General features: G+C 56.6%; 19 protein-coding genes. 2 read left to right on the top strand and 17 right to left on the bottom strand.

Features of this window, described 5'->3' with window-relative positions; translation table 11 throughout:
• Positions 1–16 precede the first annotated feature (16 nt).
• The 4 genes from QP165_RS06305 to QP165_RS06290 form a co-directional block, all read right to left on the bottom strand.
• Entirely contained in the window at positions 17–697 is a 681-nt protein-coding gene (locus QP165_RS06305) for a hypothetical protein (protein WP_333994548.1), read from the bottom strand.
• Entirely contained in the window at positions 697–1299 is a 603-nt protein-coding gene (locus tag QP165_RS06300) for a hypothetical protein (protein WP_333994545.1), read from the bottom strand. Before QP165_RS06300 ends, QP165_RS06305 begins: the two co-directional genes overlap by 1 nt.
• Before the next feature lie 110 nt (positions 1300–1409).
• A complete protein-coding gene (locus tag QP165_RS06295) occupies positions 1410–1808 on the bottom strand; it encodes a VOC family protein (RefSeq protein ID WP_333994544.1) in 399 nt (132 codons plus the stop codon).
• 138 nt (positions 1809–1946) lie between these two features.
• Positions 1947–4571 carry a tape measure protein gene (locus QP165_RS06290; protein WP_333994542.1) on the bottom strand — a complete coding sequence of 875 codons (2625 nt, stop codon included), beginning with the start codon at positions 4569–4571 and terminating at the stop codon, positions 1947–1949.
• Positions 4572–4764: 193 nt separating this feature from the next.
• On the opposite strand from QP165_RS06290, the gene QP165_RS06285 reads away from it, so the two are divergent.
• Complete coding sequence (locus tag QP165_RS06285; RefSeq protein ID WP_333994540.1) at positions 4765–5442, top strand: hypothetical protein; 678 nt, start codon at positions 4765–4767, stop codon at positions 5440–5442.
• Between the two features lie 23 nt (positions 5443–5465).
• On the opposite strand, the gene QP165_RS06280 is transcribed toward QP165_RS06285, so the two are convergent.
• The 8 genes from QP165_RS06280 to QP165_RS06245 all read right to left on the bottom strand — a co-directional run bounded on the left by QP165_RS06280 (position 5466) and on the right by QP165_RS06245 (position 8107).
• Entirely contained in the window at positions 5466–5759 is a 294-nt protein-coding gene (locus QP165_RS06280; protein ID WP_443019358.1) for a phage tail assembly protein T, read from the bottom strand.
• A 31-nt stretch (positions 5760–5790) separates the two neighbouring features.
• Positions 5791–6222 carry a hypothetical protein gene (locus QP165_RS06275; RefSeq protein WP_333994535.1) on the bottom strand — a complete coding sequence of 144 codons (432 nt, stop codon included), beginning with the start codon at positions 6220–6222 and terminating at the stop codon, positions 5791–5793.
• On the bottom strand, positions 6222–6641 hold the full coding sequence (locus tag QP165_RS06270; RefSeq protein WP_333994533.1) for a phage tail tube protein: 420 nt from the start codon (positions 6639–6641) through the stop codon (positions 6222–6224). Before QP165_RS06270 ends, QP165_RS06275 begins: the two co-directional genes overlap by 1 nt.
• A 63-nt stretch (positions 6642–6704) precedes the next feature.
• Positions 6705–7064 (bottom strand): DUF3168 domain-containing protein, encoded by a 360-nt coding sequence (locus QP165_RS06265; protein ID WP_333994530.1) that lies wholly within the window; start codon positions 7062–7064, stop codon positions 6705–6707.
• Positions 7061–7399 (bottom strand): HK97-gp10 family putative phage morphogenesis protein, encoded by a 339-nt coding sequence (locus tag QP165_RS06260; RefSeq protein WP_333994527.1) that lies wholly within the window; start codon positions 7397–7399, stop codon positions 7061–7063. Before QP165_RS06260 ends, QP165_RS06265 begins: the two co-directional genes overlap by 4 nt.
• Positions 7399–7521, bottom strand: coding sequence for a hypothetical protein (locus QP165_RS06255; protein ID WP_333994524.1), 123 nt, complete (start codon positions 7519–7521; stop codon positions 7399–7401). The genes QP165_RS06260 and QP165_RS06255 overlap by 1 nt, the downstream gene beginning before the upstream one ends.
• Entirely contained in the window at positions 7521–7835 is a 315-nt protein-coding gene (locus QP165_RS06250) for a phage head closure protein (protein ID WP_333994522.1), read from the bottom strand. The genes QP165_RS06255 and QP165_RS06250 overlap by 1 nt, the downstream gene beginning before the upstream one ends.
• Positions 7832–8107 (bottom strand): head-tail connector protein, encoded by a 276-nt coding sequence (locus QP165_RS06245; protein ID WP_333994520.1) that lies wholly within the window; start codon positions 8105–8107, stop codon positions 7832–7834. The genes QP165_RS06250 and QP165_RS06245 overlap by 4 nt, the downstream gene beginning before the upstream one ends.
• Positions 8108–8219: 112 nt before the next feature.
• On the opposite strand from QP165_RS06245, the gene QP165_RS06240 reads away from it, so the two are divergent.
• The gene (locus QP165_RS06240) at positions 8220–8477 is read left to right on the top strand and encodes a hypothetical protein (protein ID WP_333994517.1); all 258 of its coding nucleotides are present in this window, start codon (positions 8220–8222) and stop codon (positions 8475–8477) included.
• An 804-nt stretch (positions 8478–9281) separates the two neighbouring features.
• Here the strand turns inward: QP165_RS06240 and QP165_RS06235 are convergent.
• The 5 genes from QP165_RS06235 to QP165_RS06215 all read right to left on the bottom strand — a co-directional run bounded on the left by QP165_RS06235 (position 9282) and on the right by QP165_RS06215 (position 14164).
• Positions 9282–10433, bottom strand: a complete 1152-nt coding sequence (locus QP165_RS06235) for a phage major capsid protein (protein WP_333994514.1) — start codon at positions 10431–10433, stop codon at positions 9282–9284.
• Positions 10434–10523: 90 nt separating this feature from the next.
• The gene (locus QP165_RS06230; protein ID WP_333994511.1) at positions 10524–11195 is read right to left on the bottom strand and encodes an HK97 family phage prohead protease; all 672 of its coding nucleotides are present in this window, start codon (positions 11193–11195) and stop codon (positions 10524–10526) included.
• A complete protein-coding gene (locus QP165_RS06225; RefSeq protein ID WP_333996959.1) occupies positions 11192–11773 on the bottom strand; it encodes a phage portal protein in 582 nt (193 codons plus the stop codon). The genes QP165_RS06230 and QP165_RS06225 overlap by 4 nt, the downstream gene beginning before the upstream one ends.
• A 20-nt stretch (positions 11774–11793) precedes the next feature.
• A complete protein-coding gene (locus QP165_RS06220; protein ID WP_333994509.1) occupies positions 11794–12462 on the bottom strand; it encodes a phage portal protein in 669 nt (222 codons plus the stop codon).
• A 22-nt stretch (positions 12463–12484) separates the two neighbouring features.
• Complete coding sequence (locus QP165_RS06215; RefSeq protein ID WP_333994508.1) at positions 12485–14164, bottom strand: terminase large subunit; 1680 nt, start codon at positions 14162–14164, stop codon at positions 12485–12487.

Raw genomic sequence — 14164 nt, 5'->3', positions numbered from 1 at the left:
CCAAATACTTAGCTGGTTACATCATCACTCCGTAGGGGCCGTAGGGCTGCTGATTTGCCATATCATTTGCCAGTCTCTGCCAGCCGTTCATGTTTGCTTTGGTGGGGGCCGGATCGCCATTCGCGCAACTGACGGTGTAATCCTGCGAGGCATCTGCTGGATCAAAACGTCGCTGGTCGAGATAGCTGGAACCGGTCGCTGCGCTGATAAGCGAGGCATGTCCCTCGATGGCCAGCGTGAAGGTGTGCGACAGACCATCGTTGCTTATCTTCACGGTATCCATTGCGCCGCTACGAACACGACGGAATGCCCATGTGGCGGGAGCGCCGAGGACTGGTGACGCGATCATAATTGCACGCCACAGGGTTGCGTTCCGGCTCTGGTATTCATCGGCATAAACAGATGCCGCGCTGATCGCCTGACTTGGCGCGCTGGGGATCGCCAGTGTGATTTCCAGCGGGTCAGATCCGCTCATTGAAAAGCTGTTGTCGCCAATGTTCAGGACAACGCCATGTACGAGCGGTTCGAATTTCTTGCCGTTCAAGACACTGTCCGTGCTGCCCTGAACTTCAAGCGAATGCGAACCGGTCCAGACGTTGACCGTTTCGCTTTTGAATTCCAACGAGGCCATGATTGCCGTTGTGATGCCAGCAGCTTCGAGGGCTGCCAGAAGTGCCGTGTCTGTGCCAAAGCGCATTAGATTGCCTCCTTCGCCACGACGGAGGGGAATGTGGGGAGCCCGTCGATATCGAGATCGAATGAAGGCGTCTCCGCGCTGACCAGTCGAAATACGCCGCTTGGCGTTGCCAGATTGATCGCTGCGCCAGCCGCATAGTTGGCACGCAACATGGGCTGAAACTCGACAAGAACTTGTCCGTTCGCGTCGGCAAGCGCGGGAACAGCCGTGATCCTGAGCAACTGATTTCCAAGCTGGAAGAACTGCCCCACGGACAGTTCACTGGTCGCGTTGGAAGCCCATCCTGATAGCCTGACGTTCGTGGAGTAGCTGTAAGCGGCTGAGGTAAGGGACCGGCCTGTGAGGACGCTCCTAGTAGCGGCACGCGGATAATACCGGAACGTGCCGACCTGACCCTGCAAGCTATCAAGCCAACCTTGCAAAACCTGCGCACGGGCGAGGCTCATTCGCGGCCAAGTAAAATCCAAGTTCCACTGCGAGGCAGTGTTGACGACCTGAATGGCAAGAGTGTGGGGGCTCTCCATCGCCGCTTGGCGATTGTTGAGTTGCAGCTTTTCGCGTGCGGCCGCTTTTGCGGGGAACGGTAGTGGATACGTCGGCATATGATACTTATGCCGCTTAGGCGAGTGGCCGCTTTTGGTGGAAAGCGGACATTCGCAGGATCGCATGGTCGAGGTCCACTGTGGTAAGAAGGGGACCCGTGCCGGAGGGATCAGGCAGGAAAATGAATCCCGCACAGTTTGTTGCCGTCGGGGTCACGAAAATAGGCCAGTTCGATGGTGCCCAAGGAGGCAGTGTCGCGCGGTCCGGGCGGAGCTTCGATTGATGTTCCGCCAGCGGCAACGGCGGTATCGTGAAGCTGCTTCACCTGCTCGGGCGAGTGGCAGGAGAAGGCGACGGTGCTGCCGTTGGCGACGCTTGCCGGTTCGTCGTTGATCGGCTGGCTAACGATGAAGTTGGTCCCGTTGCCGTTATTGTAGATCAGACGTGTATGGCCGCTGTCGGCGATGTTCCGCGTCCCTTCCCCTGCACCCAAGGTGCCGAGCACTGTGTCGTAGAAGCGCTTGGACCGTTCAATGTCATTCGATCCGACCATGGTGTGGAAAAGCACAGATACTCTCCTGAAGGCTGATCGACTTCCGAACGCCATTAACGGTCTCACCTAACAGGCACATAACTCGCCGTCACCCCCGCGCCTCGGACTGTCCGCTAATGGGCGTGAGCGGACATAACGCACAATCGACAATTTTCAGACCCGAGGGCGTTGCAGCTTGCTCAGCGTGTGGTTTGCCGCGTTCTGATTGATCATCGGCATCATCTCGGCGATTGCCTGCGTGGCCATCGCTTTGACTGCTGCTGGATCGTTGCTGGTGATCGCGCCAAACGTCACGTTCATGGACGGCGAGTTTCCACCGCGCACGTTGTCCAGCTTGTGATTGGGCGTGACGTGGAAGGGACCGCCAACTTCGATATGTTCCGGGCCATGCTCACCGACGAGATATCGGCCGCGATTGCCCATGCCGCCGTTGGCTTTGCCGGTGACGCCCTTGTTGCCGCCGAGCGCGCCTGTAATTCCCGACACAAGCGAGCCAAACAGGCCACCGCCGCCTCCTCCACCGGATGCGCCGAACAGGAGATCGCCCAGCGGCTTGATAAGCATCTGCTGCAAAGCGATTTTCAGCAATCCGTCGATTACCGCGTCGGCCATGTTTCCAAACGCATCACCGAGCGAACCAACGCCCTTGATAGCGTCAAGCAATCCGCTCTGTAGGCTCTCCAACCCCTGCACCTGAACGTTCTCAAGGCTCTCTTTGATTTCGTTGGCCGTGCGCGGGATGGCATCGAGGTAATTTGCCATCGGCCCCATTGTCTGACGGTCAACCGACTTCTGTTCCCGATCACGTAGAAGGGGGAGGAGGGCGAGACGACGACGCGCAATTTCCTTCTCGGCTTCCGTGCTGTCGCGGCTGGCCACGATGGCATCAAGGGCCAACTTTTCCTGCTGCATACGAAGATCGAGCAGGCGGCTTTCCGTTGCACGACGATCCTTCGCGGTTCGCGCCATATTGGAGTCGAGTTGAAGCAGCTCTTCGGCGTTTGCGATGCTGGCGCTTTTTAGCTTCAACTCCTCCTGCTGAGTGAACTCCGCTTCTTGAAGGTTGATTGCCTGCCGCTTGTTCGCGGTGATGCGCTCCTCAATGGCCTTGAGTTCTTCGACCTGGGCCTGCGTATATCGCTTGCTGCCCTTGGGACCGTCCTTGTCGATCTGGTCCATGCGCGATTTGCGGTCTTGCTCAAGCGACTGGCGCTCAAACTCAAATCGCTGTGTGGCGGTGCTGGCCAGAGCGGCGGCACTGTCCAGTTCCTCGCGTTGGCTACGGTTCTTGTCGCTGGTGAAAGCCTCCAGATCCTTGCGATCCTTTTCGGCCTGACGTTCTGCTTCGTGCTGGGCCTTCTCGGCTGCGCTCTTCCCCGAACCGCCTTTGCCCTTGCCCTTACCGGCTGGTGGCTTGAGCGTGCTGCGACCGGTGCCACGAACGACAGTCCGACCCGCTGCAACATCGGCCTGAACGCCGCGACTGGTAGCGATAAGCTGCTCGTCAGTCTGACCCTTGCCAGAAAACGTCTTGTACTTGTCGCCGCCATTCATCCGAATGCCACGGATCAAACGGTTGCGAAGTGCCCCACGACGGGCTTTCTGGTATCCCTTGTCATAGTCGCCACCCATGTTCCAATCAGCGATAAGCGGCTTTTCTTCGAAGTGCTGCCCACCGCCAGCGCGGTCGATGGCCTTATTCAGAACGCGCTTGGTGCCGTTCTCAATCTTGGTGCCCCAATTATCCATTGCGGCGTAGGCGTTATGCACCTTGTCGATGAAGCGGAGCAGGTTGCCGAGCGTTTCCCGTGTATAATCCGCATCCTTGCGGATCAGATCGAACACCGTTGCGGCGCCGTCACCCATTGGATTGAACGCATCATGGAGACCGGCGAACTGCGCGCGGATTTCAATGCCGGCATTTTCCGCCTCACGGGCGAGAACGTCCATTGCATCGGAGCCTTCGCCCATCGCATCGACGAGACCATCGCTGATGCCAGCGCCACGGTCGAACGCACCAACGAGAGCCGTTAGGCCGTTCTCGATGAGTGTCTTGCTCTCTTCCCAAGTCTTTGGAAGTTCCTTGAATTCCGCATCGATCTGCGTGGTCATTTTCTTGTTCGTCAGCGCATCGTAGAGCATCTGACTGGTCAGCTTGCCGTCTTCGGCCATCTTTTTCAGTTCGCCGCGGGTGACGCCGAGACTTTCCGTGAACAAGCGCGTGAGACGCGGGCTGGCGTCCATGATGGCGCCAAGCTCTTCCCACTGTACGTTGGTGCCCGAAAGTGCCTGACCCATCTGCAACGTGGCGGACATCTGCGAGGCGGTATCTGCACCGCTGACCTTCATGGCCTTGCTGAATGTCTCGACCGCGCGAGCGTTATCAAGCTGGCTTTTGCCCAACTCCTTCGTGGTGGGCATGAACTTGGCATACAGATCGCTGATGCCGCTGATGCTGCTGCGCGTTTCGGTCGCGATCTTCGTGACATCGCGCATGGCCGTGCCCTGATTACCAAACTGCGCGGTAGCCAGCTTCATCTGCGCTTCCATCTTTTTGGAAGCGTCCGCCATTGCTAGGTATTTTTGCGCGCCGTCGATTGCCTTGTCGGCAACAAAGGCAGCAGCGAAACCCTTAATGGCAATGGACGCGCGGTTCATGCCAGTTTCAATTGCGCTGCTGGCGCGGTTGGTAGCCTTGGTTGCACGCTCAAGTCCGCTGATAAAAGCGGCGCTGTTCAGGCTCATGCTGGCGTAAAGTGATGCAATCTGTTGAGCCATTGGTACTCCCGCGCTCTAAGTGTCGATTACTTAGCGGGAGGCTTACCTGACATCGCCGGGCAGGGACCCTAAGCTGTTGAATGGCGGAGTAATTCCATGCGCATAACGTTTGGTAATGGCGACCGACGGCAGCGGGGGTGGTGATTATTAGCCACCGGGTTAAGCTACAGGCGGTGAACGAGGAGAAAGCCGGATGAAGATCACTATTTTGATCGCCACAATATCTGCTGTGGCACTTGCTGGTTGCTCAAACTCCAAGGAGGCTAGCAAAGGCAACTTCGAGCATGCGATTAACGATTGGATCGAGAAGCAGCCACCATGTCTTGGAGTGCCGGACGGCACGGTCACCGCGCCGGGGCAGAAGTACGGATCCTTACCGGTTTACGTTGAAGCAACCCCTTCAAAGTCGCCATATGGCGAAGAGAGTCGGCAGCGTCGTCTAGCACCTCTGACCGCACTCGCTGAAGCGGGCCTATTAAAAGTAACCAAGACCGAGATTGAGCAGAAAAACATGTTCGGTGGTTCGGAGCAAAAGGTTGCCGTCATGGCGTTCGATCTGTCAGACAAGGGCAAGTCAGCATACAGCGACGAGTCCAGCAAGACCGCAATGAGCGGCGTCAGATCAGGATTTTGCTACGGTAAGCCCCACGTTGACGAGGTCACAAACTTTACTCAACCCGGAGATATGATGGGAATGACCATCTCTCAGGTTAGCTACAAATACCATCTCGCCGACCTTCCAGATTGGGCGAAAAACGCCAAGGTAACGGAGGCATTTCCGGAGCTAAAGCGCAACACTGCAGAAAGCCGTGACGCCAAAGCGGCTGTTGTCCTTACAAATGACGGATGGAAGCACGAAAAGGCAATATAACCTTTGGTGTCGGCCACCCGGCATTAGTCGGGTGGCGATGCTTTTACGGTCTTGCCGAGGAAAAAGTCCATGATGTTGTCATCTAGCTCCTCGGGCGTAGGGTCGGCTTTGACGCGGCCCTCGGGGTCACGGTCGATAAAGAGGGGGATTTTGGCGTTTGACTTGCTGTTGACCGCGTAAAGCAGGTTTAGGCCCAGTTCTGCGCGATGATCGTCAGCGGGACAGCCCCAAGGCTCCAATTGCCAGAAGGCCATCCAGCCGGCCATCTCATCGGGGCCAACATGCTCGATTTCCGACAGGGTCTTTCCCAGACCCATCGCCAAGCGAAATTGGAAACGACGAAGGGGGTCAGTTCTCAGTCTTTTTTTCGGACTCAACGAGTTTGCCCATCGACTTATCGTAATTGTTGATCTCGATAACGGCTTCGTAAATCCGCGTTACGGCGTTCTGCGACCAATCGTTAAACAGGGGCATATCCGCCTCAACGAACAGCGTTTTGCCGTCTTCGTCCACGAGGCTGTGGATGATTGCGAGGATGCCGATATCGAGGTCGGCGGGCTTGGGGACGCCCTTGCGATCCGCTTCCGGCAGATACTGGTCGTCCTCATAATCGAGTTGCGCTTGCTGATTTTGACGAATGCGCTCCAGATAGGATGCGCGGGTATTCACGCTCATTTGCTGGACGCGAACCGCGACGCCTTCGCCCATTTCTGGAACCTCGACGTCGCGGTGCGGCAGCTTAGCCGACAGCAATGCGGAGCGACTGAGCAGCGTTACCATTAGACAGCAGCCGTTTCGGTGATTGCGCCGGTGATTTCCAGATTGCTGGAAACCTTGATCTGATCGTCCTGCTCTGCGCCGCGCTCAAAGGTGAGAACGTAAGCGGTGAAGTCGAACTTCAGGCCGTTTGCGAGCGTGATACGAAACTTGGTAGCTGCGCGGGTGTTGCGAACGGTACGCATACCGACCTGACCGGCATCAGCAGGAAGATACAGCAGACCGATCGAAACCTGACCCTCATCAGGAAGGCCCATTGCCTTTTCCTTGGCCTGGCTATCAAAGTCCGTGGTGTCGATGACGGCAGCGGAACCACCACCAAGACCACTGAAGCTGGTGAAGCCCTTGACCTGAGTATAAACGGAACCGGTCAGGTTGATTTCGAGCTTAGTGCCCGCCGAGTTGATTGTGTTTGCGGCCATTATTGGCTCCTTCTTATTGGACTCAGCCCAACAAGCGGGCCTCGCCATTACTTATTCAGGCACTCATTCAGAGTGCGCGATCTTGAACTCCATCATGATACGAGTGCGTCCCTGCGTGGTTACGAGGTCGCTCATGTCCTGTTCGCCAACTAGGGCAATTTCCTGCACTTCCTTGTCGCGGTATCCATCGACTTTGACGCGGATGCTGTTGGCAAGTGCGCGGGCCGTGTCGAAATCATCGGCGTAAGCATCAACACGGAACGTGGGCATTGCCATGCCGGTCGATCCGTCGAAGTCTCGCAGTCGAGGAGTGCTGACCCGCGTATAAACGATGAAGGGGGTCTTGGCCGTCTGCGGTGCCACGACGGGGTAGGTTCGCGGACACGCCAAGGAGAGCAATCGGGTAAGTGTGGCCTCAATCATTTGCGGGCCTTTCTGGCCGCTTTGTCGATGGCCTTTCCAAGTTCAGTTCTAAGTGCGTCCACCAGCTTTCCGGCGATCTGATCGACGGCTGGCTTGAACCATGGGCGCGCGGGTTCGTGTTCGGTGCCAAACTCGGAGAAACGACCCCAAAAGGCACTTCCGGTCGTCACCACGTAGCGGATGGTGTGCGACTTCTTGCTGCGCTGCTTCCGGCTTTTGATGTTCTCGTGCAGACGGCCGTAATCGCCTGTGCCCTGCGAGCCATCCTTGTTCCGCCAAGTGCGTTTGGTCGGCTGATTGCCACGCGGAGCGGCTTTTTTGACTGCATCACGCATTACGTTGGTAGCTTTTCGCGTTCCTCGGCACCGGCCTTGGTCGCAACTTCAGGCCCAAGCTTTTTGAGCGCGGCTTCCAATTCCTTGAAGCCGTCCATGGAGAAGTTCTGACGGTTGGCCATCAGAGGGCTTTCACCAAGAGCCTCAAGCCCTCATGCAGCCCGATTTCCTCGACGGCGATTACGCTGTACCGGCGTTTTTCACAGACGGCCTCAAATCGCTCCGTAATGCCCTGGCGGTAACGGATGACGAATTTGGCTTCGGCAACGCTCGTGAGCCCGGAAGTGCGCTCGATCTCGCGAAGTGACAGGTTTTCCTGCGCGGCATAGACCGTGGCGAACGTGCGCCAGCCCGGTTTTTCGGTTCCGGTCTCGCTCCGATTTGTAACGGGTGCGTAGAGCGTCAAACGACGGTTCAAAGAGCCTGCCGCGATCACAGGAACGTCACGCGGTAGGGGCTCAAGAGACGCATGAACGTCTTTTCGCCAACGGTCTGACCCTCGCGATTAGCGTAGAGGTCCGCGACGAACACGGCGATTGCCTGCTTGATCGCTGCGGGGCACGTCAACGGATCGAGAAGCAGGCCGGTAAAAGAGGAGGCAGCATCTTGTGCAGCGAGGATTAGAAGATCGATCGTGGCGTCGTCCGCATCATCATCGATGCGGCACCACTCTTTGACTTCCTGCGATGTGATAACAGTAGCGAGCATCCAGTACTTAGCAATAAGACTGATTACGCTTGCAGAATCGGCTATGTCAGGTGAGTATCACATAGTTTGTAGCGTTGCGTTTGTTACTTTTCTACAAAAGAAGGGACGCGTAATGACACCCAGAATCATATGGTCGAGCATCTTTGCGCTGCTTTGCAGCACAAACGTTTACGCACAGGGCGCATCCGAATGCGGTGAAGTGCTGGTGCAGCAAACTTCAAATTTAAAGGACAACTATCGCCAGTCGCTGGCGTGGCTTAAAACCATCGACACGAGAAATTATGAAGTTGCAAAAAGAACGCAACGGTTTTCACCGAATTCTTTTATGCCGACTACAGCTCGTTTGATAGCAAAAGAAACTCACTTTTGAGTAAAGAATCTTATAATCAAACAACCGACTTCGCGCGGGAGGAGTTTAAGGGATATTTGTCAGACTCCCAGGTCGCAGCGTGGGCGAAGTGCAAATCCGGATCTCAGGAGCTTGTTGTAACCTATCAAAACGTCGGGGCGCACGGGGCTACAGTGGTAGCGCGATGGAACCCGAGTGTCCTTGTCGGCCCACTGAAATTGCGAACAGCAAATTTCGGTGCTGGCAAAGTGGACAGAGAAGAGCGGCTGAAAAAAAGTGGAGAAACGCTTTTAGGAGAACGGATCTTTACCGTTCGACGTGCAACTGCTGATACGGAAATTGTGGGCTCCCTATCGGGAGTTGCAGGCGCTACGAAAGTTGCGATTTCTTCGCCAATCTATATTCCGCCGTATCTCCCAGTGGTCGTAAAGCCTAAGCCAACCAGATTAGTAGCGGACAATGCCGGTCGAGCATTTCAAACTATCGCTTACTGGAGTAAGGGTAAGGCCAGTCAGACCTTCCCTTGCCTTGATACACCGGTCGGAATGGAACGCGTTGACATACAGACGAACGTTGTCGGTATTGGGAAGAAGAGAGGTCCATGCGTAAGCGCTCCATTTTGTGACGGCGCAGGCGAAGGATGCGATGTTCACTACATTACTAGGGGCTGCTTCGTTAGTTCGGAATGGCTTTCTTGGTACAAGCTACAGTTAGCGCAGTTCAGTCTGCCGTACTCCTCTGAGTCCGTCTGCTATGGAAAAGAGCCGGCGTAGTAGATATTCACCCCATCCGTTCCTTGACGAACGGATGGGGCGAACAAAGTTTTTACGCCTGAACCTTCAGCACGACGAATGCCTTAGCGTCCGTGACCATGCCCGATACGCGCTTGGTCGCGTAGAAGTGGACGAATGGCTTATGCGTGTATGGATCGCGCAGAGTGCGAACGCCGATACGGTCAGCAATGGTGTAGCCCTGCTTCATGTTCGCGAATGCGAGCGGCACGCCGCCAGCAACTACCGCGTCCATGTCCTCTAGCTCAACATGAGCATAGCCAGCGATGCTTGCTGGCTGACCTAGAACTAGCGAAGGCTGCCAAATGTACTGACCCGTGCTGTCCTTCGCCATACGAAGCGAGGACGAAACCGCACCGTTGGAATAGAACTTAGCGCCTGCTCGGTAAGCCGAATCCATCTTGTAGATCAGGTTGAACAGATAGTCTGTACCTGTGGGCAGAGCAGCGGCTGCACCGGTCTTGACGACGGTGATGTTCGCGTCGGTAACAAAGCCCTTTGGCTTGTTCACGCCGTCGCCGTTAACGAACGCCTTGTTCTCTGCAATCGCCATTTCGTTGACGATTTCACTGGTGAGCCATGCTTCAAGATTGAACTGGCTGTCATCAAGGGCGCGCTGCGAAACTGCGGGGTTAGCGTAGATCTCGCCACCGGGCAGGGTCACTTCGACCAGCGTTGGGGTTGCCGTCTCGGGACGGGCATCAGTTTCACCAACCCAGCCAACGGTCAGTCCGCGCTTGTTGAGAAGGAAGGTGTAACGGTCGTTCGACGTTGAAATGACGTTCGCCTCTGCACGGATTGGGCTGAAAGTGCGAAGGTCTGCACGGATGCCCGACTCAACGGTCTTTGGTACGAGAAAGCCGCCGGTGGTGTCGTTGGTGACGAGTGCCTTGGCCTCAAGCTCTGCCTCGTAACGGTCGCCCTTACGTGCCCACTTGTCGAATGCCGACTTGTATTCGTCTTCCTGAGCCGAACCTTCGCCGGTTGCTACGCGATTGGACTTCTTGCCAAAATCGGTAATCGTGGACTGCAACGAAGCTAGATCTGAGTTGATCCTTGCAAGCTTGTCGGTGGTTACGTAGTCTGCGCTGCCCTTGGACTCAATCTGGGCGAGGCGCTGGTCGTTTGTGCTCTTAAACTCCTCAAAGGCAGTTGCCAGAGAGGTTACTTCGTTGAGATCGGCCATTAGGGGCTCCTTTGTCTCGGTTATTTTGCGTAAACCTCGACGCCAGAATCCCTCCGTGCTTGGTTTGTAATTCTACTTATCGGTTGGCTATTATGCGGCTCTCATCCTCCCGATGAGGCTCTTAATTGCCATTTTCACGGCCATCTTTTCGGCTATTTCCTTCTTGCTTTCGAACTGGCTGGCGACTGCAATGCTCTCGCTCTTGCTGAGGCCGACATCACGCAGCAGCGCTTCCAGATCGCGAACGCTCATCTCCTGACCCATCGACTTGACGGCCTGAACGCGCGCTTTGACGTTGGCCGGGAGGGTGACGACGCTGACCTCGATCAAATCCGCTTCCGTGATGGTGCGAAGCGGATCGTCTTGCGTCTGACGAACATCAAAAGCCCTTACGCGAAAACCGATCGACAGGCCGCTGATCGCGCCGCTCTTCAAAGCCGTGTAGGTGTCACGACCCATAGCCGTGTCGAGTAGCTGGCCGGTGATCTTGAGGCCGTAAGCGTCCTCTTCCAAGCTGGTCCAGATGCCGATTGGTAGCTGTTCCCACGCGTCGTGGTTCAGCAGCATCAGGGGGCTGGTTCCAGCGGCTTTGTGCTCCTCAAGGGAAGCACGAAAGGCACCGGGGGCGACCACGTCGCCGTAGCTATCCACGTTGCCAAAAACCGACCCGTAGCCGCTGAACGTCATTTTTCCGTCGGTGTCGTCTACGCTGTCGAACTTGCATTCGAGGCGGGCGACCGCCTTTTGCTCAATGGTGGTCACTTGCTTACCTCGTTATTGTTTGGTTCTTGGGAGGTGCCCGCCTGGGGCGCGTTGGGGGTTTTGTTGGCGCCGCCAAAGATGTTTGCTGCGGGGGCCAGCTTGTCAGCTTCCGCGTCAGCGTGGCGGGGCATGTCTTCCTTGGCGCGGACCTCGTTGGCCGTCATCGCGCCGATGCTACGCATGGTCTGGTAGTAGGAAGCGCGGTCAGCCGTGTTGGCACGCAGGAGCGCATTGCTGTTAAGCTTGACGCTGTACCCGTCGAGCAATTCCTGACGGGTGAACAGCGAGACTTCCGCCGACTGCTCAAAACGCTCGTACCAAGGCATGAGCGTGTGCATCAGGTGGTTTAGGAATAGCTGCTCAACGCTGGCGTAGCTGGTCGCGTCACTGGCCATGACCATGATCGGCTGCACGCGGAAAAAGCGGCAGATTTCCTTGATGATGAACTCGCGGCTCTCGATCCACTGCGCTTCGTTTGCGTTTGTCGAAACGGACGTGAAGTCCAGATCGAATGGAAGCATCACGGTCTTGTGGGCGTTCTTGCTGCCCTGATGCTGCGCGGCCCAAAGCGTCTTGATTTCGTTGCGCTGCTCCGCACTCAGGGGGTGGTGCCAGGCTTAGTGGTGATGATGCCGCCGGGACGACCGCCGTTCTCAAAAAACTTGCTGCCAAACTCCTCGGTGGCCATCGAAAGGCCGATTGTCTTTGCGGCCAGCTTGATCGCGTCGAGGCCCTGAATGCCGTCCCAGCTTGGTCCGCGAATATGCCAAATGTCATCGGCGGAAAGTGTTGTCGTCTTTCCGTTTTTACCGGATAACATGTAAGTGAGGGTTAGGTCATCGGCTTGTTCGACCGTAACAGTGTCCGGTAGAAATGCGTAAAGCTCTTCGATCTTGCCGTTGACGCGGTTCACAAAAACGAACGCGTTATTGGTCAGCGCGAGGTGAAAGCCGATTTGCTCCCTGAACTCAAAGCTGGTCTGCCAATCGTTGGGCTTCCGGTTCAGTAGAAAGTAAAGCGGATGATTCTTGGCCTCGACGGGCGATCCCGTGTTATCGTCGCGGTAGACCTTACACGGAACCTGCGCCAAACCCTCCGCGATGACACGGGCGCAGCAAAGTACCGCGCTGGTTTGAATGGCAGACTTGGTTGTTACGGACTGTCCAGCGTGGTCTCCCTCGCCAAACGACTTGAGGAGGTCCGCGCTGTTTGTGATGGTAGGTTCACTACCAGTTAGGCGACCCCAGAATTGATTTAGAACTCCCATTCTGTACTTAGCAGAGTTGGTGTCAGTCCAAAACGTCCAGCCACACTTGCATTGGTGTAACCTCCACGCCCGCAAGGCCGAGCGCCATCATCATTGCGACAAAACCGTCGATCTTTGCATGATCGAGACGTGCGGGCTTTACGGGTTTGATGAACTCGCCGTGCTGTTTGGCGACCACGTTGCCGGTCATCCATCGCATCATGCGGTTCCCGTTATGCTTGAGGTGTCCCAGCGCGATCAGTTTTTCAAAACGGCTCATCGGCGGGTGCATGTTGGGGAAGTTTTGGGGATAGGTACGCACTGGCAATCCGCTTTCACCAAGCCGCTGCGCCATCATCGCGGCCTGCCATTGGTCGAACGCAATGCCCTGCAAGTTGAACAGGCCGTCCAACTCGCGCAGTTTTGCCTCCACAGCCGCAAAGTCCGTCTCGTCGTCTTCCGTTAGGATCAAGTGGCCGCTTGCTGCCCATTCGCGGTATGAACCGGCGTTCCTGGGCTGACGCTGAATTGCCATCTCAGGGAGGAAAAGGAACGGATAGAAATGCCGCTCCGGCTCTCCATCGGCGGGCACCTCGACTAGCAGGCCGATCGCCGTCACGTCCAAGACGCGGCTGATGTCGCAGCCAATATGCGCCTTGTAGCCTTTGCCCGCGACCTCATCGAAGGGGAGGGCGTTGGCGTGGTTGTCCCAATCCCGCATGTTGACCCACGCGGTGCTGCTCGACTGCCATACGTTCAGGTGCTTGGTCAGAAGACCGGGCTTTTGGCTCGGCACGTCCAAGGCCGTCTGGTGGTATTCCTTTAGACGCGCTTCCGAGAAGCTGACGCCCACATTGGGGTTGGCCTTCTTCCAGACCTCAAAATCCCGCCAGTCGTCGTCTTTGTCGATGGTGTAGATGGCGGAGAAACGACGAGCATCCGTCAACTCACCGGCTAGAACCTGCTCGCACTGCGCTTGCAGAAGGCGGCAATCGCCAGCCTCGTTGAATCCCGCTGTCGTAATGGTGATGAGCAGCGGCTGAGTACGGGCACCCATACCGGTCTGCATCGTCTCACGCTGCTTGGAGAAGTTGTGATTTTCGTGCGCCTCATCGAGAATGGCGAGGTGTGGGTTCGATCCGTCGGGCGGATCACCGATCATGCGCTCTAGGAATGAGCCGTCCCGTGTCTCGATCTTCTGCTTGGTGACGGCCACGCCGTAATGGTTGACGAAGCCGGAGGAGCGGAGGGCCATGTCGCGGCACGGTTCAAAACAGTAGCTGGCCTGGTTGCGGTTCGACGCGCCGATATAGACCTGCGCTCGCGCCTCGTAATCCGCGACCAGCATGTAGAGGGCGATGACGGCAGCAAAGGTGCTTTTGCCGTTCTTGCGCGGAATTTCGATAAAGGCTTCGCGGTGCTTGCGGAATCCATCGCTGTCCACGACCCCGAACAGCGCAGCGAGAATCCAGACCTGCCACGGCTCCAAGCGAAGCGTCAGCTTCTTTGCCGCCAGTGGCCCTTCCAAGTAGGGGAATGTCTCAGCGAAACGGCAAACGCGCTCCACCTTGGCCGCGTTGAGCGTCCATGTGTCGCCCGCTACGTCATCGAGGAAGAAGCGGCAGCTCGTCTGAATTTGCCAGCAAGCCGGGATCTCACCGGCAACAATCTGCTCCGCATAGCGCACGGCTACATCGGCAAAGTGGCTTTTGCCCTTCCTCAT

It is taken from the genome of Sphingomonas sp. 22R3R2A-7 (assembly GCF_036856055.1).
In the GTDB taxonomy this organism is placed as follows: Bacteria; Pseudomonadota; Alphaproteobacteria; order Sphingomonadales; family Sphingomonadaceae; genus Sphingomonas.
This window is presented reverse-complemented; position numbering and strand designations above follow the sequence as displayed.